The sequence below is a fragment of the Pseudoalteromonas sp. C8 genome (assembly GCF_011378685.1).
GTDB lineage: Bacteria > Pseudomonadota > Gammaproteobacteria > Enterobacterales > Alteromonadaceae > Pseudoalteromonas > Pseudoalteromonas arctica.
Map to the genome: position 1 here is coordinate 117,091 of NZ_WTKT01000003.1, position 25,094 is coordinate 142,184.

The following is a 25,094-nucleotide window of genomic DNA, read 5'->3' on the forward strand; positions in this document are numbered from 1 at the left end:
GGGAAAATAGTATGAGTGTATTGTCTTATTTTTCGGGTATTGAAAACGTGTGGCTAAATAAGCTTGTTGCTAAGTTAACGAGCTCAAATAGTCGCAGTGCTAAAAGCGGCAATGTTTATATAATTGGTGCGGGTCCAGGAGACGCAGAGCTAATTACGGTAAAAGCGCAGCGATTAATTAATACCGCCGATGTTGTTTTATACGATTGGTTAGTAAGCGATGATTTATTAAAAACGCTTCCTAAAAAAGCACAGCGAGTATTTGTAGGTAAACGTGCTGGTAAGCATTCGATGACCCAAGCTAACATTTGCGAACTACTGGTTAAATACGCACAACAAGGCTTAAACGTAGTGCGTTTAAAAGGCGGCGATCCGAGTATATTTGCACGTATTAACGAAGAAGCCGATGCGCTTAGCAAACATAATATAAATTTTGCTATTGTTCCAGGTGTTACAACGGCTTGCGCTACTTCCGCTTATACGGGTATTCCGCTTACTGCAAGAGACGTAGCGCGTAGTGTTACATTTTTAACCGCGCAGTTTGCCGATCCTAACAAGCAACCTCATTGGCAAAATTACGCATTTGAGCAAGGCAATAACAACCCTACTTTAGTGGTTTATATGGGGCTTTCGCGTCTCCAAACGCTAAGCAGCGGTTTGCAATCAGTGGGCTGGCCAAGTAATACACCCATTGCACTAATAGAGAATGCCACTACCACTAAGCAAAAGGTAATTACCAGTACGCTTGAGCAAATAGTAGATGAGCAGGCTAAACAAAACCTTCAAGGCCCTACCCTAATTATGATTGGCGAAGTAATAAATCATAAAATGGCTATTAATCCTGAATTACTGAACAATATAAACGCTAATGCATAATACGACTTTCGCGCTTACTACCTCCCCAGGGGTAGGCGCTTTTTTTGTTTTTAATTTGGGTTCAAGTTGTGTGCAATAACATGTTTAAATGCACCAAATAAGTTAAAAGTAATGGTAATTATAATTATAGAAGCACAGTGAAAAACAAAAACTCAATTTCAACTAACTGTATTAGCTTGATTTTAAATTCAATGATGAAATTTATTAATGATTGGAACAGTGGTTGCACTTTAAAAACAAAAAAGTGTGGAATAATACCAATGGCGACAAGCAATCCTCTCACAAAACAGTTTTTATTAGCGGCTAAGTATCAAGAAATACATGCCCTAAAGCAATTACAAAACAGTTGTGCCTCGCTTACTAAATTAGGCGATTTTGTACACCAGTTACAAAAAGAGCGCGCGATGAGTAATATATTTTTGGCCTCAAATCGCGAGCGATTCAAAAGCCAATTACAAGAGCAGATCCCTTTAAGCAACAGCGCACAAACTGATTTTTATGATTCACTTAAGCAAACATTTATAAACGACAACGCCGATACTGGCCATACTCGGTTATTCAATTTAATTACGTATAGCTTGCAAGCACTCGACGCATTACCCGTCTTGCGAAACCAAATAGCACAACAAAATATTAGTGCAGTGCATGCTACTCAGTCATTCACTCAGTTAATTGCTAGTTTACTCAATATTATTTTAGAGGCAGCCGATGGCGCAAGCGATCCCAAAATAACGCGCTTATTAGTCGCATTTTTTAATTTTATGCAAGGTAAAGAATACGCAGGACAAGAGCGTGCCTGTGGTGCACAAGCATTTGCAGCGAGTAAATTTACCACAGAACAAAAACAACAACTCGCGCATTTTGTACAAGAGCAAAACCACAGCTTTGACTTTTTTAATGAGTACGCCGATGCGCACCTTTTAAAATGTTTTGCCACACTAACAACGCATCAGGTTAATAATCAGGTAGAACAACTTAGAAGTTTACTGCAAAAACTCGATGATGAGAACGCTCAACCGCTCTCACAACTGAGCGAAGTATGGTACGAGGTAACCACTACGCGCATAGATATAATGCATAAAATTGAACAAAATATAGCAGATCAGTTAATTGATACCGCAGCAATGCAAATAGCCTGTGCTCAACGTAGCTTAAATACAAATAAGCAGGTACTTAACAATATGGTAGAGCAACACATAGCCCCTACTTTTGGCCAATTAGCCGTTAAGCAACCAGAGCCAGAAGTGAGCCAAAACATAGCGGCCGATAAGCTCAATAGTAATAAAAGTATGTACGATTTAATTATCGAGCAAAGCCAGCATATTAAACAAATAAACCAAGCGTTACTTGACGCTAAAAAAGTAATTAGTGAGCAAAAGGTAATTCACCAAGCCAAGTACATACTTATTGAGCAGTTAAAGCTCACTGAAGAGCAAGCCCATAAACAGCTACAAAAACAAGCAATGGATACACATAAAACCTTATTTAACGTAGCGCAAACAATTGTACAAATGAGCGATTAAATATGCTGTTTTTACTAGGGCATGTTGCTCTTTAGTAAAAACACTACTCTACATAATACTTATTTATTCAGTCATAAATTTCACGATCAGACTTAGTTTTACCTTATTAGAAAATAGATTCATAAGCTACTGACTATAATAAGGTAAGGCTTTAATTTGGCGTTAATTTATAAAGTGAATAATTCAACACATTCAAAATAATCAACTACAATAAGTTAATCATTTGTTGCATCTCATTTTAATGAGGCATATTTATTTAATATTGTTGTAGGAGTTTGAATGCCCAATGTAGAGAGTTATTTAGAAGGTGTATCATTAATAGATGAGCAGCAATTAACGACTTCTCTTGATAATGACATTCAAACAAGCTTAGAAAGCTTTGCTGAGCTAATTTTAAACATTTTTGATGCAAGCTCATCCTCTATTGTTGCTAACCTGCCTCAACGTGCTGTCGATCTATATAAATCAGGTCCAAAAATAACAGTAGCTAAAGAGCAACTATCTGATGACGTTTTTAATGAATCGATTATCGAGCATGCTCCTAAAATATTTAGAGTGGTATCACCTATTATTTTGCCCTCAAACCTTAAGTTTGGATGGTTGGTATTCGAGCGAGCAAGTGATTCACTACTTACCGAAAAAGAAAAATTAATCTTAAATAGTTTACAAAAAAACTTTGTTAATCAGTTAGTCCAACGTAAAAACTTATTAGATAAAATAAACAGTTCTAAGTTTAACTCAACAATTTGCGAGCAAAACAAAGAAGACGAAACTGAAAAAGATCGCCTAATCAAAAAATTACAAAAAATGAGCGATGAACTTGATGAATTTACCAGTATTGCTTCACACGATCTCAAGTCACCATTAAATGCTATAAAACGTTTATTAGAGTGGATTTATGATGATTGCAAAGATTTACTCCCTCAAGAGCACCTAGAAAACTTTCAGCTTGTGCTCAGCCGGGCTAATAGAATGCAAGTACTGCTAGAAGATTTACTAAGCTACTCGAGAATAAATAGCTGTGATCCAACTCGTTCAAACATATCTTTAGAAAGTATTTACCAAAATGTAGAACAAATTTTAGAAGTTTCACAAACTGTCACTGTTGATATACACGCCAATAACGAAGTACTCGATATACCGCTGATCCCTTTTAAAACTGTTTTTCAAAATCTTATTAGTAATGCAATAAAACATAACAATAAAGAGCACCCGGTTATCGACATTTCACTTATCCCCTCTAATCAATATTACATTATTGAGATAACAGATAATGGCCCTGGAATTAACCCTAAATATTTTTCACTCATATTTAAGTTATTTCAGACATTACAATCTCGAGATGATGTTGAAGGGAGCGGCATTGGACTCTGTATTGCCAATAAGCTCATTATTAATTATGGGGGCAAAATTGAAGTAGCCTCCGATGGGAAACTTGGCAGTACATTCACTATTTATTGGCCCAAAGTTTAACTATGAAATTATCAATTATAAACGAGCATCATGTAGATGCTGCTCTTAGAAGGAACTTATGAATATTTTAATTGTTGATGATGACTTAGTTGATCGCAAATTAATTAAAAAAATGCTTATTTCTGATGGCTCTCATCATCATGACATTACCGAGGTAACGTGCGTATCCGAGGGTTTGAAAGCCATTGAAGACACGCACTTTGATATAATACTGCTCGATTATAATATGCCTAAAGAAGATGGCATTGAAATGCTAATTGAAATGCGTGCAAAGCCTAAACTCGGTAACACCGCAATTATCATGGTTAGCTCCTCAGAGAACTCAGCTTTAGCTATTGAGTGTATAGAAGCAGGCGCTCAAGACTTTTTACCAAAAGGTGATATAACGAGGGATAGTTTAAATAAAGCGCTTATATATGCCAAAAAACGCTTCGAGGCAGAACAACGTATGCACAACAGTTATCTTGCTGTAAAGCATATGGCAGAACGGGATCAGCTTACTGGTTTGTCTAATCGATATCATTTTGAAGAAATACTAAAAGTAATGATAGCTAACAATAAACGTGCTAAAAACTGCGTGGCATTACTTGCTTTAGATTTAGATAACTTCAAAAATATTAATGATACGCTTGGGCATAGTGTCGGCGACGAAATTTTAATACAAACAGTAGAAAGGATTCATAGTTGCCTGAGGCAAAATGAAGGATTTGCACGCTTAGGAGGCGATGAATTTGCAGTTATAATAGGTGGAATTTGCAATATTAATCAAATAGGTATGATAGCAAATAGAATTTTAGCTGAAGTTTCTAAACCCTTTTTGCATGAAGGCAGAACTTTAAATTGCAGCGTTAGCATTGGAAGCGCCATATACCCAAATGATGCTACTGAATCTCATGAACTGCTAAAATGTGCTGATATTGCAATGTATCGCTCAAAGCAAAGTGGTAAAAGTAGAATAAGCTTTTACAAAGAGCAATATCAATATGAATTTAGTCGTCGGGTAGATATTCAAAATAGTATAAAAGAGCATATAGAGGAAAAAAACTTTAGGCTATTTTATCAACCTGTTTATTGTTCAAAAACACAAATAATGACAGGTGTCGAAGCCCTGATCCGTTGGCCAGATACAACCGTTAATTATACCCCTGATGAGTTTATTCCTATTGCTGAAGAGTGCCGATTAATAGCCCCCCTTGGAAAATGGATAATTGCGAGCGCTTTAAAGCAGTTATCTTTGTGGCAGAAAGACTATCAAACGCCGTTAACTCTATCTATTAATATTTCACCGATACAGCTGCAAAGAGAAGTTTTACAAACGTATCTATTAGAGACGGTCGAAAAATACAATTTAAAAACCAGTAGTATTATTCTGGAAATAACAGAAACAGCTTTTATGGAAAACAGTAAAGAAGTGATTGAGATATTAACTTCTTTGTCTAATAAAGGGTTTAGGATTGCTTTGGACGATTTTGGTATGGGTTATTCATCCATATCTCACCTTATTTCCTACCCTATTGATATAGTAAAATTAGACAAAAGCATGCAATCGTTAGGTGGAGAAAATAATAAGCGATTAAAAATAATCGAGAGCTTATCTTTAATGCTGAAGAAACTAGATTTTTCTGTGGTAGCTGAGGGAATCGAAACTGAAACCCAGCATCAGCTGTGTAAAAAATTAAATATAGACTACTTGCAAGGTTTTCTCTTTTCAAAGCCTATGCCTGTAAACGAAATTAATTTGCTGCTCGATGACTATAGTAAAAAAATAAACCTTTAATAAATAGGTTATTTTGAGCCTTTGTAAAATTGAAGCTTAAATCAAACATCTGTATAAAATTAAGCTAAAACCTTTGGTTTGTGCCACATACTCAAACTAAAGGTTCTCCAATTGGCACAGCCTAGCGGGTTAAAACCTAAAACACATGCAAATCAGCTGTGTTTTTCCAAATGCTGACCGATGACAGCCAATACTTTTTCTTTTAACTCTGCTGCCTGAAAGCTTCCTTTTACAAGGTAACCTTTAACAAAATCGTGTGACATTATAATCTTTTTTTCTTCTTCTCTTTCTGATGAGCTAAACATCATAACCACACACGAGCTGATTTCTATCATCTTCCTCAGTTTAGAAAACTCTTCTAAAAACTGAATACCATTGACTCTTGGCATATTGATGTCCAAAAATATGAGTATTGGAGGAAATCCATCAGGGTACTCTTTTCTGTTAGCTTCATAATTTTCTAGAAATTCTAATGCTTCCTGGCCATCTTTTTTTTCAAAAATTGTAAGATCTAATTCAGCCTCTTTAATTAATCTTTTAAGAATATACCGGTCAACTTCATTGTCATCGACAATTAATATAGGGGGTTTAATTTTTGTCATGTTAGCTTATCCATTGGTATTATTATTTTAAACGTCGTACCTTCATCAGAGCTTTGCAGTGATACTTCACCATTTAAATACTCAATATGTTTTTTAACCAGCGCCATCCCTAAACCAGAGCCTGTGCTCGTCTGTGCATGAAATCGCTTAAACATATCAAACACTTCACTTTGATGCTTTTGTGGTATTCCCATTCCGTTATCTGTAACAGTAATAAAAAACGTCTCTTGCTCATTAAAAATATCACAGCGGACATAAGGCGAATCTTTATTTCTGTCGTAATACTTCAACCCGTTTGAAATTAAGTTTTCAATAATTTGAGCAAAACGCGCTTTTTCTGACCTTATAGGTACTGATAAATTAATTGTTGTTTCGAGCGTACAAGGGTTATCTTTCATGAGCCAAGACAGTCGTTCTTTCATATCAGTAATTAACTGATTAAAGTCAATTACATCTTTATCTTCATTACCAATTTCAGCTTTGGCTAACAATAAAATATCAACAACAAGTGTTTCTAACTTTTCCATTTGTTGATAAATAACCAGTGCATTTCGGCTTGCCTCCTCTGTGTCTCCCGCTTTTATATCTTCGATAACAAAATGCGCTAAGGATTTAGCCCCTGACAGCGGTGACTTCAGGTCATGGGAAGCCCGATAAGCAAACTGGGCAAGCTCATCATTTGCTTGCTGCAGGGAAGCTGTTTGGCTGTTTATAATCTCTTTGAGTTCAATACTGTTTTCAATATTTAAAAGATCATTTTTAATTCGCTGTCTGGCCGCGATAACGAGTGCTTTTAATTCACCCGACGTTTTTATATCAAGTTCATCGTCCAGATTAATATTGTTTTCGGGCTTACTTGATAAAAGTAGAGTTAGATTTCGAATAGAGCTCGATATTGTGCGAGAAAGATAACTTATAAAAAGAATATTAAAAAAAGATATGATTATAACAAGTGGAATTAACGTCATTAGTATAAACGATACTGTTTTTCTAATTGGTTCCTCAAACAGCTCCGTATTTTTATTAAAGCCACTTAGCGAAGTATTAAGATTTAGTAAAAAAGCGTCTCTACTAAGTTCCCCCTTTTTATACTGATTAACTGACAATAAGGCTTTATCAGCAATTTCAATATCGTTTTCACAGATTGTTAATGTATGATCTGTGTTAATAACTTTCATAACAGTATAATTTAACGGGTTTATTTGTTCAATACATTCAATAGGTTGCTGCCTAATTAACAATATATCCGACTCAATGGCATTTATATCTATGGGGATATCATTTTCTATTTTTTTAACTGACTTGGTAAGTTGATGTGTATACTTTAAATGAAGAAAGTTAAGTTGATGAAACTTAGCCCCTTTAGCTATTTCAAAAGCTGAGTAGACAGTAATACTTATCTCTGCTGCAGTTAATATTACAATAAGCATCAGTTTTCTTGAGATATTCATATACGACACCTATTTTAGCTACTAACCCAAAAATCTTTAAATAACACTATAATAATTATAGTATTTATAACCTTAGGTATAGCAGATTTTATCTTTTTTACTAGCTCCTCTATGAATAACAGTTGATATTTAGCTTTATTCACTTTTAATAAAAAGATCCTTTATTAGTTTTTTGCCACTATAAAGCAAACTTGGGTAATATTACGCCTCTAAAAGTGCTGGTGCATTGGCAAATACACCAGTAGCTAAATACAAAACTTTGTTAAGTCATCCCATATTTAAAAAGTGTATTAACATGCAGCATTTTTTGAATGAAAAATATAGGCTCGTGTGTGGTCGTACACTAGGTTAAAAGTAAAAGCGTAAAGGGTTATAAAAAAAGTTACGCCGATATCCATTATTAATGCTTCCCATAAGCCTACGTTTAAAATGCTCGCCATTACGGGAATAGTAAAAACAAGTAACCCGCCTTGAAATAAAATCACGTGAAAAATACGGAATAATACAGAACGTTGCTCTTTTGCACCGATAGCTACTTTGTCAAAAAAACAATTAAAAACAAAATTCCAACACATCGCAATCGTTGCAATTATAATCATAGTGCCCGATAAAGCCGATATTGCATGCTCTGTAAATACAGCCAAACCAATAATCGACAGCGTTACCGCTAATACTTCAAACAAAACAGCCTGAAACATCCTCTCTAGCGACCCCATTTTTGCATCCATAATTAACCCCTTTTACGCCAAATAATTAAAGAAAATAATAGTGACATAATTTAATTATTTGCAAAGTTAGTAACCATCACCTTTAGTGATAAGATGAGCAAATAAGTACTCACCTTTAAGTTGAATGATATGTATAGTTTTGAGCAACTAAAAATTTTTGTAACCGTGGTAGAAACAGGATCTTTTTCGGCAACAGCCCGAAAACTTAACCGTGCACAATCGGGAATTAGCCAAGCTATTTCTAATCTTGAAATAGCGATTAATCAAACATTGTTTACGCGTAATAAAAATATACCCAGCTTAACGATTAGCGGTAAGGCATTGTTACCTGTCGCATACTCTATACTTCATCAGCAAAAATATTTTGACCAAAAAGTGGATGCATTAGCAAAAAATTATGAGCATGAGGTAATTATAGCTATTGATGAAAGCCTAAATAATCAAGATATTTTAAAAGTGATTGCCCCACTTGCTGATCAGTTCCCGATTACTAATTTTGAAATAATATCGACAACAACTGACGATGTAGAAAACTTAGTAAAAATAGGAAAAGCACAACTAGGTATCATTTATAGTGATGGGGAACTAAAAGTTGATATGGATTTTTTTCTATTGGGCCAAGCTCGATTTTTAACGATTTCATCACCAGAACACCCGCTTGCAAAGCTAAAGGCTGTAACAAGCAATGATTTAAAAGCCCATAGGCAATGTGTTCATCGCAGCCTTAGCCAAAAAGAGTTATGGTTTAGCTACGCAATTAGCTCTAGAATTTGGTACGCAAATACACATCAAACTCTTATCGACTTAGTAGTTCAGGGTATTGGTTGGGCGCTTGTACCCGAGCTTGCTATTAAGAGGTATATAAACCAAGCTGAAGTGGTAACGCTACCCGTTACTCATGAACAAGGCGGTTGGCTTACTCCTGTGGGATGCGTTGTTTCAAGAAGCCGATCAACAGGACCTGTTCTTCAAAGTTTAATAAATAGGTTGCAGCAACACTTTTTAAAGAGTGATAGCGCGGGAATAAAACAGTTTTAAACTGCTTTATTCACTTTTAATAGCAAGCTTCTTCTTTAGCTTTTCTTGCCACTCTACAGCAAGCTCTGGCAAAGTTAATGCTTCTAAAAGTATGTCTTCATAACCTACGTATTTTTTATCAAAAAATGCCTGGAACAGTTTTTTAACTGATATGTCGTGCGAGGCTTTCTTCTCGATAACAACACTATCACCCGTTTTTGCAACGCCTTGCTCTAGTACCCTAAAATAAACGCCAGTGCAGTAATGCTGCGTAAACAGTTTAAGACTGTTTTTATTATTAAGGGCGATAGCGAGTTTAAAACAGGGTACACGAGGCTGGCTTACTTCAAGCAGTGCAGTACCAATTCGAATATGGTCACCTATGTGTATATTCGCTTCATCAAGGTCAGAAATCGTGAAGTTTTCGCCAAAGGCACCTACTGCCAAATCATCATTCTCGAGGGTTTGTTTCCAATACTCATAATGATTGTGCGAAAAAGCATATACCGCTTTATCTACCCCGCCGTGATTAACTAAATCAGCTTGCTCGTCACCTATAATGTTTAGCTTTTCAATCACTACAGGTTCGTTAGTTGGGGTTTTGAATATTCCCGTTTTCACCTCTTTACCATTATGAATAAGAGTTTTAATTTTAGAGATATTAGTCGAGATGATTTTCATTGCAATACCAACGGATGAGGAAGTAAAGATTAATTATGCAGGTTTTAAAATTATTATAAATAAATTTAAGCAAAAAAATGACCGCTTAAAGCTAAGCAGTCATTTTAAAATATACAGTTTTTATTATTCTGCTTGTTTTAAAAAATACGTTTCGGCCAGTCCGTTATGTATTCCAGCTAAGTCTATTTGTATTTCATCGATAAAGTCATGCAACAGACCATTTTTAAGTACTCGTACGTCTTTATTTTCTAACTCAACAATTGCATCATCAATTGATTTAATAATTTCTGTTGAGTTTGGCAAAGGTAAAACCAATGCTTTTAATTCATTCATACAAAATAAAATAGATCGTGGGAATACTTTGCTGTGCATCACAAATTCTATTACATCAGCACGCTGTACTCTGACGCCCATTTCTTGGCGATACATTTGATAAGCACTTAACGAACGCAATAAACTGATCCACTGAATATTATCAAACGGCTTCACTTCTTCTTCATTAGTAATTAACGTAGCAGAGCGAATATCTAAAATTCGCGATGTCATATCTGCGCGCTCTATAATCGAACCAAAGCGGATAAAAACATAGCCCTGATCATGATTAATTGTGGCATCTAACGCCCCAAATATTTGATGGGCTGAATCTATAATCTTTTTTAAATAATCAAAACGTCCGCGCTTTGTTATCCCTTCTTTTTGATTATCTTTTACATAATAATAAAGAGAGTTAATTTCTTCCCATACATCTCGAGGTATTACATCGCGGATTGTACGTGCGCTTTCTCGTGCCGAGGTAATAGAGTTTAAAATTGACGAGCTGTTATCACTACCAACAAGTAAATACCTTAATGCTTTTTGTTCAGTAAAATCAGTATGGTTTTCTGAATACGCTTTACGCACACCAATAATATCAATTAATGGCTCCCAGCCAGTACATACGCCTTTGGGTAAGTCCATCATCAGTAAATTGTTAACGTTGATTAAACGAGCTACATTTTCCGCGCGCTCAATGTATCGAGATACCCAATATAAAGTTTCGCCTACTCTTGATAACATATTATTTAGCCTCTTCGTCAACAATCCAAGTATCTTTACTGCCACCACCTTGTGATGAATTAACCACCAAAGAGCCTTTAACCATAGCAACACGCGTTAATCCACCAGTGGTAACTTGCGTATCTTTACCTGATGATAAAATAAACGGTCTTAAATCGGTATGTCGACCATCTGGTTTATTACCATCAAATGTTGGTACTGTTGATAAATCTAATGTTGGTTGAGCTACCCAATTTCGTGGGTCCGCTTTAATTTGAGCAATACACGCTTCTTGTTCTTTTTTAGTCGATTTAGGACCAATTAATAATCCATATCCGCCAGATTCATTTGCTGGTTTAACAACAAGCTTATCGATATTTTTAATCACATGGTCGCATTCTTTCGGATCTAAACATTTGAACGTTGGGACATTAGCAAGTTTAGCTTCCTCGCCTAAGTAGTACTTAATCATCTCAGGTACATAGGCGTAAACTACTTTATCGTCAGCAACGCCTGCGCCTGGTGCATTAACCAAAGCAACATTACCTTTAGACCAAGCACGCATTAATCCGGGAACGCCAAGTTGGGATTCTGGTAAAAAGGCTTCTGGGTCTAAAAATAAATCATCTATACGACGATAAATAACATCAACTCGTTGTAGCCCTGTGATTGTTCTCATGTATACACAGTCATCTTTTTCAACAACTAAATCGCGCCCTTCTACCAGTTCGCAACCCATTTCTTGGGCAAGGTAACAATGCTCAAAATAAGCGGAGTTAAACACTCCAGGAGTAAGTACCACAACTTCTGGTTTATCTTGTGGACGAGGCGACATTGCCGCTAACATATCAAATAATTGTGAAGGGTAATCATCAACAGGTAAAATCGACACTTGCTCAAATAATTCAGGGAATACACGCTTCATTACAGAGCGATTTTCAAGCATATAAGATACACCAGAAGGAACACGCAGGTTATCCTCAAGCACATACATTGTACCGCTACCATCGCGTACTAAATCTGAGCCACAAATATGCGCCCATATTTTATTTGGCGGGTTGATTCCCACGCATTGCTGGCGAAAGTTAACTGATTTTTCTAGTAACCCTTTTGGAAAAACACCATCTTTTATTATTTTTTGGTCGTGGTATAAATCATCTATAAAAAGGTTAAGCGCTTCAACACGTTGCTTTAAACCAACCTCTACGCTTTGCCATTCTTTTTTACCAATAGTTCGAGGAATAATATCAAACGGCCAGGCTCTATCAATCATATTACCTTCGTTGTAAACCGTGAAAGTAATACCCATTTCTTTAATTGCTAAATCAGCAACCGCTCTGGCTTTTACTAATTCTTCTGCTGATAAATTAGCAAAAAATTGTGCTAATTGTGTTCCATGCGATCTAACGTTTCCTTGTGCATCAATTAATTCATCAAAGAAACCTTTTGTTTGGTACGCTTTCCAATCAATTTTCATACACTCTTTCACCTTATCCATCATCATATATGACGTAGTTAAACTGCTATTCCATTCTAATCATATCAACCGCTACATCAAGCAATTGACTACCGCCACCAAATACCACTCCTTTTAAAGGAGTTACGTCAGAAAAGTCTCGCCCTACGGCTAGAGTAATATGCTGATCGCGTGGTAAAACATTATTTGTTGGATCAAAATCAACCCAACCAAAGTTTGGCACAAATACCGCAAACCATGCATGAGTTGCATCTGCACCTTCGAGCTTTTCTTCGCCTTCTGGCGGCATGGTTTCTATGTACCCACTTACGTATCGACCTGCTAACCCTACGCTGCGTAAGCATGCAAGCGCAAAGTGTGCAAAGTCTTGGCAAACGCCCCTTTTTTGTGCAAAAACAGTGCTCAAAGGCGTACTAATTGTTGTAAAACCAGGATCATAATGAAATTCATGAAAAATCCGTGCCATTAAATCTTTGCATGCAGAAATTATATTTTTGTGTGCATCAAACGAAATTAATGCGTATTCCTTAATTCCTTTATCTATTGGAATAAGTTGTGAAGGTAGTACAAATTCAGACGTTTTTAATAATTCCGCTGTATTTGGTTTAACCAATAAATCACGTACTTTTCGCCAAGCAATATCAACACTCTCTAAATTGCTATTAGCGCCGACTAACAGTTCTACCTCGCTGATCATCGTTACTTTAAGTTTTTTATGCTGTATTGCTATTTCAAACGCTGTTACCTGATTATTAAAATAATCAGTAAATGTTTGTAAGTAAGTCGGTGTAGGTTCAATTTCTACACGGCTACTGTGGCATATTTGCCCGCGATTCGTTTTTGGCGTTAATCGCGCTTGGTTTTGACACAAACTAACAAAGTCTGAATAGTTGTATGTAGTCGAGTGCTTTATTTTATATTTCACGATTGAGCTTGCTCAATATTAGTCCAGTTCAATTTATTTGCCGTTTGGGTATGAGAAAAATACTGTAGTAATAATACATCACAAAATGTATCTAAGTTCATACGCGTATTATGGTTAAATTCGATTAACTGGTTACGTTGTCCATTTTCACTTTTTTGTAGGTAATCTTTCTCAGTTACATAACAACTTGTTTTAGATAGTAAAATTGCTTTTTCGTGTGCCGCAATTACGCCTTGTCTGCGTTTTGTGGGTAAATGCTTACACAACTTATTAATTTCCTCTAACTGAAATAATAAAGAACGTGGGTATTCAGCATCTAAAAGTAATAACTCAAGCCCTGTACCAATGGTTTGATACATTCTGTATCGGCGCTTATGCGTAACTAAACTAACTTGGCAACTTAGCACGGCTTCAAGTAAGCCAAGCTCTTCGGGCTCGTCTAACTCTTTGGTTAATAAAGCCGCACTTAGTGATGTAATTTGTAAGCTACGCTCTACTCTTCTACCCATTTCGAGTAAAAACCAGCCGTTACTATTTGGCATACAATCTGTAATCGAGCCATTAAAAGCCATAATTGAGCCTATAACTCTATCTAGGCTGCTTTGCATTGCACGCGTTGGAATATTAATATTTACATTTTTAAATACTTTAATTTGCTCATTAATATCATCAATTATTCGGCGACTATCATGAGATAGTAATTCTTGAATTTGCACCGACGCATTTGCAATGTACTTTAATGTATTAATAATACTGCCAGCGCATTGCTCGTCTGCAAGGAGTTGAAAGGCGGTTTCTTTAGACAGATTTACATCAATGCCATCTAGTTTTAAATCAGGTTCTATATAGGGATAAACAATATATTGCGACCTAATGGCATTAGAAAGCCGTGCAACTATACTTTTTCGTATTGAATCTGGGTAAACAGAAAATTCGGTGTACTTGTCTATAAAAATGCGCAATATACGTATGGTGTTTTCGCAGCGTTCTAAGTATCGACCCAACCAAAAAAGGTGCTCAGCCGTACGGCTCGAAATAACCCCTTCAAGTAGCGTTACATCCATTCTTTTTCTAATTGGCACCGGTGGATTATGCTCGCCTAAATCAACTCTATCGGCTGTATTTATCCATGTATCTTTGATCCAACCAGATATTCTCGGGTTGTTACTTTTTTCGTTCGAAAAACACAGTGCTGAAGGAAGTACTTCTACGCCATTTTCTGTGGTTAATGCATAACACCTAAACACCACTGGCTTGGAGATTAATTGCCCGTCATGCCAAAATGGTGCACTGCTAAAAGAAGGCTTTTCTTGGAAAAAGTAATTATCGGGTTCTTTGCTAATAAGTAGCTTTATTTCTTGCTCGTCTAACACTCCATCTAACTTAAGTGTAGGGTCTATAGCAGATAGTAGTTCGAGGTTATTCCAATCAATGGCTTGCGCTTCTTTTACACTTAAGTAATTTGGCTCACCTAACAACAGCGGTTGTTTTAAAATTTGCTGCGATAACTTTTCTAAGTTGCATTTTATTGAAGATGACGAGAGCACACCACTACCAAACGGGTTTAAAACCTTAACCGACCCTTGTCGTACAGATTGTAATAAGCCCGGAATACCATGAAGTGAATATTCAGTTTGCTCTAAAGAGTCAATACAACGATCAGAAACCCAGCGTAAAATGACATTAATTTTACCCAAGCCTTGTAACGATTTTAAACAAACGTCACCACCACGTACGGTTAAGTCGGCGCTTTGTACTAATGTATAGCCAAAATAGGTAGATAGGAATGCATGCTCGTTGTAGTTAGGGTCATCAATTCCTTGGGTAAGAATTACAATTCGTGGGTCATCCATATAATGGGTATATTCGTTAATACCCTCTTGGAATAAATTTAAAAATTCTTTAATTTGCTGAACATTACATTCGGCAAATTCTTCAGCCATTACACGCCTTGCAATAATACGGCTTTTAATTAATAGCCCTAAGCCCAGCGGGCACTGACAATGATCGCTTAATACTTTAAATTCGCCTGTTGGCGTGCGGTAAACATCTAATGCAGTAAAAAAAAGTGTTAATTCGTTACTAGGTAAGCTAAAACCTTCGCGTAAGTAATTAGGGTCTTGAAAAAGCTGCTTTGCAGGAATATGACCATCAACTAATAATGTTTGGTCACCGTAAATATCTTGCTGAATTTTATTTAATAAAAGGGTTCTTTGTTTTATTCCCTCTTCGAGCAATGCCCAATCGGCTTTAGATAACATAAATGGCAACGGGTCGAAGTGCCACTGCTTATTGCTTTCATTTTTAATATTGCCATTTTGTAGCAATTGGCTAATTTCTGTAGCGCGGCTACTAACATCATCTGCTGTTAGGCTAGCTAAACGCTTAAATAAAGTATCCCAATGGTCTGGGTTTAAACCACTGTGGTTTGCTAGTTCATCATGTCCATGTGATTTATCAAGGTATAAAGACAACCACTCAGGCAATTCCGGCATCGCGTTATTGTTAATATACAAGCTGAAAGCGCTCCAATTTATAGTAAATAGCCGTGTTCATAATGATGCTTTAAAAATATTTAGTCATTCCACTTTAAATAATTTCAAAGTGGAATGACACAACTATCAATTATTATTTAAAGTTAGGCTGCCTGCGTAAATCCAAGGTATTTGGATAATCAGGATTACTACTTTCTTCATCAGGTACCACGTATTCACTTGCGCTTTGCGCCGATTGAAAACTATGCGTAACCGCCGATGGGCTCCAGCTTGGTTCTGCTGATGCAAGTAACGATGGTGTATGCCCATGCTCCCAAAATCTTGCAACCCTGCGCCCTTCGGCTTCAAATGCATTAACCGGTAGCGTTTCAGGATTACGACCCCCAGCATGGCTCACATGATATACAAAGCCTCCAACTGAACGACCTTCCCACGTATCGATTAAATCAAAAACTAATGGAGCATGTACGCCAATAGTTGGGTGAAGCGCTGTAGGTGGTTGCCAAGCTCGGTATCGTATACCCGCGACCATTTCATCTTTTGCTTTACCTTTAACCGGTTTAAGCGGCACTCTTCGACCATTACACGTTACAACATAGCGATCGCTCATTGTTCCTTGTACTTTTATTTGCACTCTTTCTAATGACGAATCTACATAGCGCGCCGTACCCGACGCACTTGCCTCTTCGCCTAGTACATGCCAAGGCTCGATTGCGGTTCTAAGCTCAAGTGTAACGTTATCAAGTTCTCGCGTTCCACATACCGGAAACCTAAATTCAAAAAATGGATTTAACCAACTTAACTGAAATTGAAAACCTGCTTGTTGTAAATCGCGGCTTACTTCAGCTAAATCGTTTTCTACATATTGTGGTAATAAAAACTTGTCGTGTAACTCTGTACCCCAACGTATTAATGGCTTGTGGTAAGGTTTTTTCCAAAACCAAGCAAGTAAAGTACGCAACAGTAGCATTTGCACTAAGCTCATTTGTGAATGTGGAGGCATTTCAAAGCCTCTAAATTCTACAATCCCTAAACGACCTGTGGCTGAGTCGGGTGAATAGAGCTTATCTATACAAAATTCTGCTCTGTGTGTATTACCCGTTAAATCCACTAATAAATTACGCAGTAACCTATCAACTAACCAAGGTTCAGGCACCTCACCTTCGGGCATATGCGAAAAGGCAATTTCTAGCTCGTATAAAACTTCATCACGGGCTTCATCCACTCGCGGCGCTTGGCTTGTAGGACCAATAAAAAGCCCCGAAAATAAATACGACAAACCAGGATGATGCTGCCAATAGGTAATAAAACTTCTTAAAATATCAGGTCTGCGTAAAAATGGGCTTTGCTCAGGTGTTTCGCCACCAAGCGTTACGTGGTTACCACCACCAGTACCAGTATGGCGACCATCTGCCATAAACTTATCAGTACCTAATCGGCATTCTTTTGCTAAACCGTATAACGTTGTAGTTCGACTGACTAATTGATCCCACGATGTTGAAGGATGAATGTTTACTTCAATAACACCTGGATCTGGCGTTACAGCGTATTTTTCTACGCGGCTATCTTTAGGTGGGCTATAGCCTTCAATAACAAGCGGCATTTTAAGTTCTTTAGCCACACTCTCTATACTACTTATTAAACCCATGTAATGTTCAAAATGACTTGTTGGTGGCATAAATATATATAAACGCCCCTCTCTCACTTCCATTACAAGCGCAGTTTTAACCATTTCTTTACCAATAAAGCCCTTTTTAAGCTTTTTAGCTTTGGTAAAATTTTCTGGAATATCAAACGGGTCGCGGTCAATAATATTGCCGCTCCACTCAAGGCTGTCTAAAGGTAGGCGATAACCAAGTGGTGATTCACCCGGTAATAAAAAACAATGACCCCGTTTAAACTCCCACGTACACGACTGCCAACAGTTTTTACTATCGTTCCATTTTAAAGGTAGAACATAGCCAACAGGCTTTTCTATGCCTTTATCCATTTTGGCTAAAAAGCCTTTTCGGCTCATTGCATGGAGAAGTTCTGGTTGATCTGGCTTTATTTCGGTAGGTAATGAGGCTTCTTGCCACATGTGATATAAAATATCTTCATAAGCCGTAGTAAGTGCCTTGGTTTCAAGACCAAGTGAGTCACACAGTTTATCAGCAAACTTTTTAGTATCGGTATGATCAAATTTATAATCTTTATTAGGATCGGCTAATAGTGCAGCATCTTGCCATAAAGGCTCACCATCTTTGCGCCAATAACATGCGTATTGCCAACGTGGTAATGGCTCACCCGGATACCATTTACCTTGTCCGTAATGAGTAAAGCCACCTTTTGTGTATACTTTATTCATTTCTACAAATAAATTTTGAGCTAATATTCTTTTTTCTTTACCATCGGCATCAGTATTCCACTGAGGATGTTCCATATCGTCAATAGAAATAAACGTAGGTTCGCCACCCATAGTTAAATGTATGTTTTCTTCATTGTAAACATTGTCAACGTGCTGACCTAAGCGGTTAATTGCCGCCCACTGCGCCTCAGAATAAGGCTTAGTAACACGTGGGTCTTCGTGTACACGCGTTACTTTATTATAAAAGCTAAACTCAGATTTACAGTCGTCTATACCGCCGGTTACCGGCGCTGCCGAGCTTGGCTCTGGCGTACACGCCAATGGAATATGACCTTCACCAGCAAATAAACCCGAGGTAGGATCAAGCCCTATCCAACCTGCACCCGGAATATACACCTCGGTCCATGCATGCAAATCGGTAAAGTCTTCTTCAGGACCGCTTGGACCATCTAGTGATTTTTGATCAGACGTTAGCTGTACTAGATAGCCCGATACAAATCGAGATGCCAACCCTAAATGACGAAACAGTTGTACTAACAACCAAGCAGAATCACGACACGAACCTGTTTTTTTACTTATTGTTTCGTTTGCCGTTTGCACACCTGGTTCTAGCCGAATGCCATAACCTACTAATTCATAAATAGCTTGATTAACAGCCACTAAAAAATCAACGCTTCTGAGCGGCTCTTTAGGGTTTAAAGATTCAATTAATTCTTTAAATTTTGGACTGGCTTTGCGTTTTTTTAAATAAGGAGTGAGTTCTGACTTTGAAATAGCATCGTAAACAAACGGGAAGTTTTCGGCGTAATCTTCTAAAAAGAAATCAAAAGGATTAATAACCGTTAGTTCGGCGACCAAATCAACTGTAAAACTAAATTCGGTAGTTGGCTTGTTAAACACCACCCTCGCTTGGTAATTACCAAAAGGGTCTTGTTGCCAATTTATATAATGATCTTCTGGAACTATTTTTAAAGAATAACTTTTAATTTTTGTACGGCTATGTGGCGCTGGACGTAATCGGAATATATGCGGCCCCATATTAACTGACCGATCGTATTTATACTGAGTATGGTGCGAAATCCCAACTGTAATTGTCATCTATTAATTCCCCTTTAATAATGTATGGCCACAATATAACGCTGAAAATATTATTTGGACTAATTCACCTTTGCAATTTTTATACCAGAAGACTTGCTTAAGTAGTACTGTTCATCCACTCGCGGCTCTTGCACAAAGCAACGTTATGCATAAAGGTTTTGACCTAATTAATAGGAAAAACACACCAATTCAATAAATAGTAAACTTAGTGTAATTTAAACCATCAATTTTAGATTTTTAATGGTGCAGAAAATGCACCAAAACAGTGCTTTAAAATGACTTACAATTAAAGCTAATTAATTTAAAATATTGAAATAAAACAAATAAAATTAATTTTTCAAAATACTTACTCCGTTATTTATAACGCTAAACGGGTATAATTAAAAGTATTTATTTAGAGTTTAAAAATCATTAAAAATAATCATTAAATAGTAAGAAATAGTTCACAATAAAGCTGCTGTTAAAGTAAGTAACGGTGCTATACTAGATCGATTTTTAACCGCTTACGTTACAGCAAAACTAACAATATCGATGAGATAAAACAAGTAACTTTTAATACAAAGATGCTTGTTTTAAAGATTAGTTTTGCAGTGGTGTGTTTTAATTTCAAACAAAACAGAACACGTCCAATTTGAAAAACCAGCACACCTCACTAACCTGTTAATTTTTCATTATCATCAATGCTAAAGGTAATGCAGCCCTGGCGTATTTTCAGATTTTTTAAATCAACCCAATCTACCTAATAGGATATTTTCTTATGCAAAAGCTAACAGATGTCGGTGAAAACTTAGTTAATGGTATAGCATCTCGTTATAACCTCAGTCACGATGCAGTAATTCACATGTTAGTTAGCGTTAATAACGGCGGTTGCTCCATGGCACAGTTTAATTGCCCAGAACTTGGTGGTTCTGGTCAATGGATGCGCGGCGGAATGACAATGGTTGGCGACATGTTTAACAACGGCTTAAAATCAACCGTTGATAACTTGTGCAACGAACTTGCTAATATATTGAGCAATAACCAAATATTTCCGGTTATTCCTGCAGGATCGCCTGGCAGCAATCAGTGGTGGCCAGGTAATCTAGGCAGCCCATTTAGCAGTGGTGCGCAAAATAATATTCGCTACGCTATATTCCCTAATCGCTTAGCCGTTGAATTAAATGGACAAGTGAGCGTGTACGACACGTTAGATCATAATATTGGTGGTGTAAGCCAACAGCAAGGCAATAATACCTCTCTTACATTTAACAGTCAGTGGGGGACAATTAATGTAAATACCCTGCCATTAATTTCCGGGCAAACGCCAACACCTCCAGAACCACAAAAAGACTTTACGCAGCAAGTAGTCAAACCAAATTTTGTACCGTTAACACCAAACCAAGTTGAAGCACCGGCTAATAATACTGTGGGGCAATACTCGGTAGACGAAACACTTCAAATTATTGAAAAGTTAGCACAACTTCGCGACTCTAATGCGTTGAGTGATGATGAATTTAATATTAAAAAGTCTGAACTTTTAAAAAGGATTTAACCACTATCCTCCAATAGCATAGCGCTAAGTAAAAGTGGTTTATACGGTCTCTTTTTTATTCGGTAACATATGAAAACATTTAAATGTAATTGCACAGATCAACTTATTTTATTTTTTGAAAGCAGCCATTGTTTGGCTTGCGGTAGAACCGTGGGTATTGATGATGAGTTCGACCAAGTTGAACCCTATGAAATTGATGAGCAATCGGGGTTATTTTACAAAGCAGAAGCGCCTGAAGTTTTTTATAAAAAATGTGATAACAACGCTCAGTATCACGTATGCAATGGTATGGTTAATTTAGACACATTTATACCTGTTGCCGATAAAGACGAAGTGCTGTGTTTTTCGTGCCGCTTTAATGAAACGGTGCCCGATTTAAGTATTGTTGAACATATTCCATTATGGAAAAAAATGGAGACAGCAAAACGTCGCGCTTTGTATACATTAAAATCATTATCACTCCCTTTAAATACAACGATTCAAGAACCTGAAAGCGGATTAAGCTTCGATTTTATAGCAGACCGTAACGTAAGCGATCACTTTGTAAGCCCTATTATAGGTCAAGACGTTGTATTTACAGGACACGATTGCGGGCATATCACTATAAACCTAGCTGAAGCAGACGATGTAGCACGCTCTCAAGCTAAAATAGCAATGGGCGAGCGTTACCGTACTTTACTTGGTCATTTTCGCCATGAACTTGGTCATTATTATTTTGATCAACTAATCGCAAATTCACCAAAAAAACATACTTTATGTAAGCAATATTTTGGTGATGACGAATTAGATTACCAGCAAGCGCTCGATACTCATTACAAGCAAGGTGCGCCAGCTAACTGGCATGAAACCTTTATTAGTGAATACGCTACTATGCACCCTTATGAAGACTGGGCAGAAACATGGGCGCATTACATGCATATTATCGATACTTTAGAAACAGCCAAAAACTTTTCAATTACAGGCTCAACAACGGGTAATGAGTTTGAATTAGATGAAGCAGACGAGCTTCGATTGCCACAAAGTGCTTATTACTTTAATTCACAAACATCGATTGATGCTATTTTAGATACTTGGATGGAATTTTCGATCATTCTAAATTCACTAAATCGCAGCATGGGACTTGCCGATGCCTACCCATTTGTACTTACTCAAGCGGTGCGAACTAAGTTATCTTTCATCCATCATGCTATCCATAACAGGCTCAATTTAATGCCTGATGTGAGCATTGGAAAAGTGTAATAAAATAAGCTCAGTCCAAAAAACATTTTAATAAAGAGCCATTTATTCTTGCTATGACTTTTCATGCATAGGTAGGTGGCTTTTTTATGATGAGAAAAAAGCCGTAAAAATAGTATATCCCCTACTTTCTCGCTGAAGCTTTGTTAGTATGTCACAGCGAGGTTATTCTTAAGTCGACTTATGATTTTTTCTTGGTAAATACTAACTGTAGAAAAATTTTGTATTGAAACAAATAAGTCAGTTAGTTTTTCGTTTGATATATCAGAGATATTAATCCCTTTATATATAATAGGTGCATTATTTTGTTTGGTTAGATTATTCGACAGTAAAATATTCAATTTTACTGTACGTGCTAACTCTTCTTGATATAGAAAAAATTCTCTTAAATGTGTGCTAACAATATTGGCTGCTTTTGATCTGTCTATCATTAAAATTTCGTCAATTAGTCGATTTAACCTGCTGCGAGACTCTATTGCTTCGTCGAGAATATCTAACCAATTAAGCTTTGTATTTGATAGTAAAGATAAAAAGTATACCGTACGTGCTTTATTGTAATTAATAAAACCAGGCCACATAACATCTTCGCTAGATACTTTAAGTGCTTTATCGAACTGCTCAGCGGCAGATTTAAGATACATACTTACTTCTTCAAGTATTGATGGCTCTATGGTATTAATGTTTTTTTGAGCCAGCTCTAAACCATCAATCGACAAAATATCTACAGAGTTCATATTTAGCGACTCTCGTAATAAATGCATGCCTTTTTTGTTGTAATACAAACCTAGGTAATTGTGGTAAATGGTTTTTGTAACTGGATTACGAAGAATTGGACCTCTCACATGAAGTAAGTCTGCATGAATATTAAAATTATCATCAGCTACAAAACTTTGGTAAGACACAACAGCTTTAAATAGCTTTATCGTTTCCGTTATTTGAATTGAATTACCTTTACTCACCGAGTGCAATATTTCACAGCGCCTATCAACTTCTGACAAAATTGTATCCATACGCTTTTTATAAAGCACTTTGTTAGTTTCTGATGCATTAAAAACAGCTGGAAATAAAACAATTAGGTCAATTATATATTGCAGGGTATCGGCAAAAAGAACGGCGGTTTCTGACTCTTTTTTTAGTTTATGCTCAATAGAGTCAAAAATTTCTTTCTCTAGTGTATTTTCATCTTGGGACTTAAACTGGTTAATCAACTCTGGAAGTGAGGTTACGTAATTTTCATTATCTAAAATGTTACCTTCCATTTTGCTAATATTATTTACACTATCAATTGATGTATATGTTCTAACAGTAATAAATAAAGCTAATACGGCTATACAAAAGCTTACTGTTGATATGGTAAAGCTTAGTAAATCTTTACCTTCTTTTAAATCATATACCCATACAGCAAGAAAAGCTGAAAGTAGAACAAGTAATAATATTGTAAAATATAACATTTTTGATGTGCGCATATGTCTTCCAGACTTGGGTCGAGCTAACAATCTAATATTGCTGATTTATAACACGAAAAACGCAGACTTCGCACGCAAACTGAGAGTTACATAAGTTATTTATTATCGAGCTATAAAGCCTTTACTGAACGTAAATAATTAAATATCTGTATCACTCTTCCCACTTGCCCAGCGCTTGTTTGTCACTTTGTTTAAACTCAACCCAATTTGATGAGTCTTTAAAGTGCTCTTTTTTCCAAAACGTGGCGTGGTTTTTTAAATAATCCATTATAAATTGTGCGCCTTCGAACGCGGCTTGGCGATGGCGGCTGGTCACGCCTACAAATACAATTTGCTCGCCAAGTGCTAAGTAACCAACGCGATGAATAATGCATATTCTCGCCAGTTGCCAGCGAGTTTGTGCTTGCTCTGCAATAGATTGAAGAAGTTGCTCGGTCATACCAGGGTAGTGTTCAAGCTCAAGTGCAATAACGTTATCGCCACTGCTGAACTCTCTTACCAAACCTGTAAAGGTGACAACAGCACCATCGCTTTTATTATTACTACAAAGCGTATTGTGCTCGTTACCTACATTAAAATCATCGGTTTGTACTTGAATATGTATGCTCATTAACCACCTGTAACCGGCGGGAAAAAGGCAAGCTCATCCCCTGCTTTCACTATTTCGTCGCTTGATGACATAGTTTGGTTAAGCGCTGCAAGTAGCTCACGCTCCTCCAGCCACGGTTGCCAATGCGGGTATTGGCTAACTAATCTTAATTTAAGCTCTGAAATAGTAAGCGGCTGCGTAATCTCAAGGCTTAATTTACTGCACTTTAACCGCTCTTTTAGTTGCCCAAAAAACAATAACTCTACTTTTTGGGCGCTAGATATAGCATCGTTTGGATTAATCTCGCTGCCAACTGCCATTTTTGCCCCCAGCTTTTTGAGTAACGCGCATGCCGCTAATTTCCATTAGTGGGTCGGCTGCTTTACACATATCAAACAAAGTAAGGCTAGCCACAGATACCGCTGTTAACGCTTCCATTTCTACGCCAGTTTTACCGGCAAGTTTGCAGTAGCTGGTTATTTTAATTTGGCTGTTTGCTTCATCAAGTTCAAAATCAACAGCTACTTTAGTAAGTGCAAGCGGATGACAAAGCGGAATTAAATCGGCGCACTTTTTAGCGCCTTGAATACCCGCAATACGTGCCACGCCTAACACATCACCCTTTTTGTTTTGATTAAGCATTACTTGTTCAAAGGCAAGCTTGCTCATGCTAATAAATGCTTCAGCTGAGGCATCGCGCAGGGTTACGTCTTTGAGCGATACATCAACCATATTAGCTTGGCCGTTTTCGTCAACGTGGCTTAACAT

Annotated in this window: 20 protein-coding genes; 7 read left to right on the forward strand and 13 right to left on the reverse strand. The window is 37.0% G+C overall.

Going from position 1 to position 25,094, the window contains the following annotated elements; all coding sequences use genetic code 11:
- Positions 1 to 11: 11 nt before the first annotated feature.
- The 4 genes from cobA to GQR39_RS04250 all read left to right on the forward strand — a co-directional run bounded on the left by cobA (position 12) and on the right by GQR39_RS04250 (position 5,648).
- Complete coding sequence (gene cobA / locus GQR39_RS04235; protein WP_165734885.1) at positions 12 to 875, forward strand: uroporphyrinogen-III C-methyltransferase; 864 nt, start codon at positions 12 to 14, stop codon at positions 873 to 875.
- Between the two features lie 260 nt (positions 876 to 1,135).
- Positions 1,136 to 2,398, forward strand: coding sequence for a nitrate regulatory protein (locus tag GQR39_RS04240; protein WP_165734886.1), 1,263 nt, complete (start codon positions 1,136 to 1,138; stop codon positions 2,396 to 2,398).
- Between the two features lie 279 nt (positions 2,399 to 2,677).
- Complete coding sequence (locus GQR39_RS04245; protein WP_165734887.1) at positions 2,678 to 3,871, forward strand: ATP-binding protein; 1,194 nt, start codon at positions 2,678 to 2,680, stop codon at positions 3,869 to 3,871.
- A gap of 58 nt (positions 3,872 to 3,929) precedes the next feature.
- The gene (locus tag GQR39_RS04250; RefSeq protein WP_165734888.1) at positions 3,930 to 5,648 is read left to right on the forward strand and encodes a GGDEF domain-containing response regulator; all 1,719 of its coding nucleotides are present in this window, start codon (positions 3,930 to 3,932) and stop codon (positions 5,646 to 5,648) included.
- Between the two features lie 152 nt (positions 5,649 to 5,800).
- On the opposite strand, the gene GQR39_RS04255 is transcribed toward GQR39_RS04250, so the two are convergent.
- From GQR39_RS04255 to GQR39_RS04265, 3 genes are all read right to left on the reverse strand, one after another.
- Complete coding sequence (locus tag GQR39_RS04255) at positions 5,801 to 6,250, reverse strand: response regulator (RefSeq protein WP_010552557.1); 450 nt, start codon at positions 6,248 to 6,250, stop codon at positions 5,801 to 5,803.
- Complete coding sequence (locus GQR39_RS04260; RefSeq protein WP_165734889.1) at positions 6,247 to 7,701, reverse strand: HAMP domain-containing sensor histidine kinase; 1,455 nt, start codon at positions 7,699 to 7,701, stop codon at positions 6,247 to 6,249. Before GQR39_RS04260 ends, GQR39_RS04255 begins: the two co-directional genes overlap by 4 nt.
- Positions 7,702 to 7,991: 290 nt before the next feature.
- Positions 7,992 to 8,429 carry a PACE efflux transporter gene (locus GQR39_RS04265; protein ID WP_206007760.1) on the reverse strand — a complete coding sequence of 146 codons (438 nt, stop codon included), beginning with the start codon at positions 8,427 to 8,429 and terminating at the stop codon, positions 7,992 to 7,994.
- 129 nt (positions 8,430 to 8,558) lie between these two features.
- Here GQR39_RS04265 and GQR39_RS04270 point away from each other — a divergent pair, with 129 nt between their 5' ends.
- Entirely contained in the window at positions 8,559 to 9,467 is a 909-nt protein-coding gene (locus GQR39_RS04270) for a LysR family transcriptional regulator (protein WP_165734890.1), read from the forward strand.
- 6 nt (positions 9,468 to 9,473) lie between these two features.
- Here GQR39_RS04270 and GQR39_RS04275 read toward each other — a convergent pair whose 3' ends face one another.
- The 6 genes from GQR39_RS04275 to GQR39_RS04300 all read right to left on the reverse strand — a co-directional run bounded on the left by GQR39_RS04275 (position 9,474) and on the right by GQR39_RS04300 (position 19,504).
- The gene (locus tag GQR39_RS04275; protein ID WP_101163847.1) at positions 9,474 to 10,127 is read right to left on the reverse strand and encodes an MOSC domain-containing protein; all 654 of its coding nucleotides are present in this window, start codon (positions 10,125 to 10,127) and stop codon (positions 9,474 to 9,476) included.
- A 123-nt stretch (positions 10,128 to 10,250) separates the two neighbouring features.
- Positions 10,251 to 11,183, reverse strand: a complete 933-nt coding sequence (locus tag GQR39_RS04280) for an alpha-E domain-containing protein (RefSeq protein WP_007585221.1) — start codon at positions 11,181 to 11,183, stop codon at positions 10,251 to 10,253.
- A 1-nt stretch (position 11,184) separates the two neighbouring features.
- On the reverse strand, positions 11,185 to 12,639 hold the full coding sequence (locus GQR39_RS04285) for a circularly permuted type 2 ATP-grasp protein (RefSeq protein ID WP_007585223.1): 1,455 nt from the start codon (positions 12,637 to 12,639) through the stop codon (positions 11,185 to 11,187).
- 46 nt (positions 12,640 to 12,685) lie between these two features.
- Positions 12,686 to 13,564 carry a transglutaminase family protein gene (locus GQR39_RS04290; RefSeq protein WP_024590933.1) on the reverse strand — a complete coding sequence of 293 codons (879 nt, stop codon included), beginning with the start codon at positions 13,562 to 13,564 and terminating at the stop codon, positions 12,686 to 12,688.
- A complete protein-coding gene (locus GQR39_RS04295) occupies positions 13,561 to 16,080 on the reverse strand; it encodes a circularly permuted type 2 ATP-grasp protein (RefSeq protein ID WP_165734891.1) in 2,520 nt (839 codons plus the stop codon). The genes GQR39_RS04290 and GQR39_RS04295 overlap by 4 nt, the downstream gene beginning before the upstream one ends.
- Before the next feature lie 112 nt (positions 16,081 to 16,192).
- Positions 16,193 to 19,504 (reverse strand): transglutaminase family protein, encoded by a 3,312-nt coding sequence (locus tag GQR39_RS04300; RefSeq protein WP_024611322.1) that lies wholly within the window; start codon positions 19,502 to 19,504, stop codon positions 16,193 to 16,195.
- A gap of 757 nt (positions 19,505 to 20,261) precedes the next feature.
- Here GQR39_RS04300 and GQR39_RS04305 point away from each other — a divergent pair.
- Both GQR39_RS04305 and GQR39_RS04310 read left to right on the forward strand, forming a co-directional pair.
- Positions 20,262 to 21,035, forward strand: coding sequence for an SHOCT domain-containing protein (locus GQR39_RS04305; RefSeq protein WP_165734892.1), 774 nt, complete (start codon positions 20,262 to 20,264; stop codon positions 21,033 to 21,035).
- Between the two features lie 69 nt (positions 21,036 to 21,104).
- Positions 21,105 to 22,274, forward strand: coding sequence for a putative zinc-binding metallopeptidase (locus GQR39_RS04310; protein WP_024593779.1), 1,170 nt, complete (start codon positions 21,105 to 21,107; stop codon positions 22,272 to 22,274).
- Between the two features lie 143 nt (positions 22,275 to 22,417).
- Here GQR39_RS04310 and GQR39_RS04315 read toward each other — a convergent pair whose 3' ends face one another.
- From GQR39_RS04315 to moaC, 4 genes are all read right to left on the reverse strand, one after another.
- Entirely contained in the window at positions 22,418 to 23,737 is a 1,320-nt protein-coding gene (locus tag GQR39_RS04315) for a hypothetical protein (protein ID WP_165734893.1), read from the reverse strand.
- A 151-nt stretch (positions 23,738 to 23,888) separates the two neighbouring features.
- Positions 23,889 to 24,347, reverse strand: a complete 459-nt coding sequence (gene moaE / locus GQR39_RS04320) for a molybdopterin synthase catalytic subunit MoaE (RefSeq protein ID WP_165734894.1) — start codon at positions 24,345 to 24,347, stop codon at positions 23,889 to 23,891.
- Positions 24,347 to 24,646: a MoaD/ThiS family protein gene (locus tag GQR39_RS04325; protein ID WP_007585236.1), complete on the reverse strand. Its 300-nt coding sequence runs from the start codon at positions 24,644 to 24,646 to the stop codon at positions 24,347 to 24,349. The genes moaE and GQR39_RS04325 overlap by 1 nt, the downstream gene beginning before the upstream one ends.
- A complete protein-coding gene (gene moaC / locus GQR39_RS04330; protein WP_007585237.1) occupies positions 24,624 to 25,094 on the reverse strand; it encodes a cyclic pyranopterin monophosphate synthase MoaC in 471 nt (156 codons plus the stop codon). The genes GQR39_RS04325 and moaC overlap by 23 nt, the downstream gene beginning before the upstream one ends.

Bases quoted from the DNA above. Each gene is read 5' to 3' on its own strand.
- GQR39_RS04255 (WP_010552557.1), bottom strand. From the start codon at position 6,250: ATGACAAAAATTAAACCCCCTATATTAATTGTCGATGACAATGAAGTT.
- GQR39_RS04240 (WP_165734886.1), top strand. From the start codon at position 1,136: ATGGCGACAAGCAATCCTCTCACAAAACAGTTTTTATTAGCGGCTAAG.
- GQR39_RS04245 (WP_165734887.1), top strand. From the start codon at position 2,678: ATGCCCAATGTAGAGAGTTATTTAGAAGGTGTATCATTAATAGATGAG.
- GQR39_RS04260 (WP_165734889.1), bottom strand. From the start codon at position 7,701: ATGAATATCTCAAGAAAACTGATGCTTATTGTAATATTAACTGCAGCA.
- GQR39_RS04275 (WP_101163847.1), bottom strand. From the start codon at position 10,127: ATGAAAATCATCTCGACTAATATCTCTAAAATTAAAACTCTTATTCAT.
- GQR39_RS04315 (WP_165734893.1), bottom strand. From the start codon at position 23,737: ATGCGCACATCAAAAATGTTATATTTTACAATATTATTACTTGTTCTA.
- GQR39_RS04250 (WP_165734888.1), top strand. From the start codon at position 3,930: ATGAATATTTTAATTGTTGATGATGACTTAGTTGATCGCAAATTAATT.
- moaC (WP_007585237.1), bottom strand. From the start codon at position 25,094: ATGTTAAGCCACGTTGACGAAAACGGCCAAGCTAATATGGTTGATGTA.
- GQR39_RS04280 (WP_007585221.1), bottom strand. From the start codon at position 11,183: ATGTTATCAAGAGTAGGCGAAACTTTATATTGGGTATCTCGATACATT.
- GQR39_RS04300 (WP_024611322.1), bottom strand. From the start codon at position 19,504: ATGACAATTACAGTTGGGATTTCGCACCATACTCAGTATAAATACGAT.
- moaE (WP_165734894.1), bottom strand. From the start codon at position 24,347: ATGAGCATACATATTCAAGTACAAACCGATGATTTTAATGTAGGTAAC.
- GQR39_RS04310 (WP_024593779.1), top strand. From the start codon at position 21,105: ATGAAAACATTTAAATGTAATTGCACAGATCAACTTATTTTATTTTTT.
- GQR39_RS04265 (WP_206007760.1), bottom strand. From the start codon at position 8,429: ATGGATGCAAAAATGGGGTCGCTAGAGAGGATGTTTCAGGCTGTTTTG.
- GQR39_RS04285 (WP_007585223.1), bottom strand. From the start codon at position 12,639: ATGAAAATTGATTGGAAAGCGTACCAAACAAAAGGTTTCTTTGATGAA.
- GQR39_RS04305 (WP_165734892.1), top strand. From the start codon at position 20,262: ATGCAAAAGCTAACAGATGTCGGTGAAAACTTAGTTAATGGTATAGCA.
- GQR39_RS04325 (WP_007585236.1), bottom strand. From the start codon at position 24,646: ATGGCAGTTGGCAGCGAGATTAATCCAAACGATGCTATATCTAGCGCC.
- GQR39_RS04270 (WP_165734890.1), top strand. From the start codon at position 8,559: ATGTATAGTTTTGAGCAACTAAAAATTTTTGTAACCGTGGTAGAAACA.
- cobA (WP_165734885.1), top strand. From the start codon at position 12: ATGAGTGTATTGTCTTATTTTTCGGGTATTGAAAACGTGTGGCTAAAT.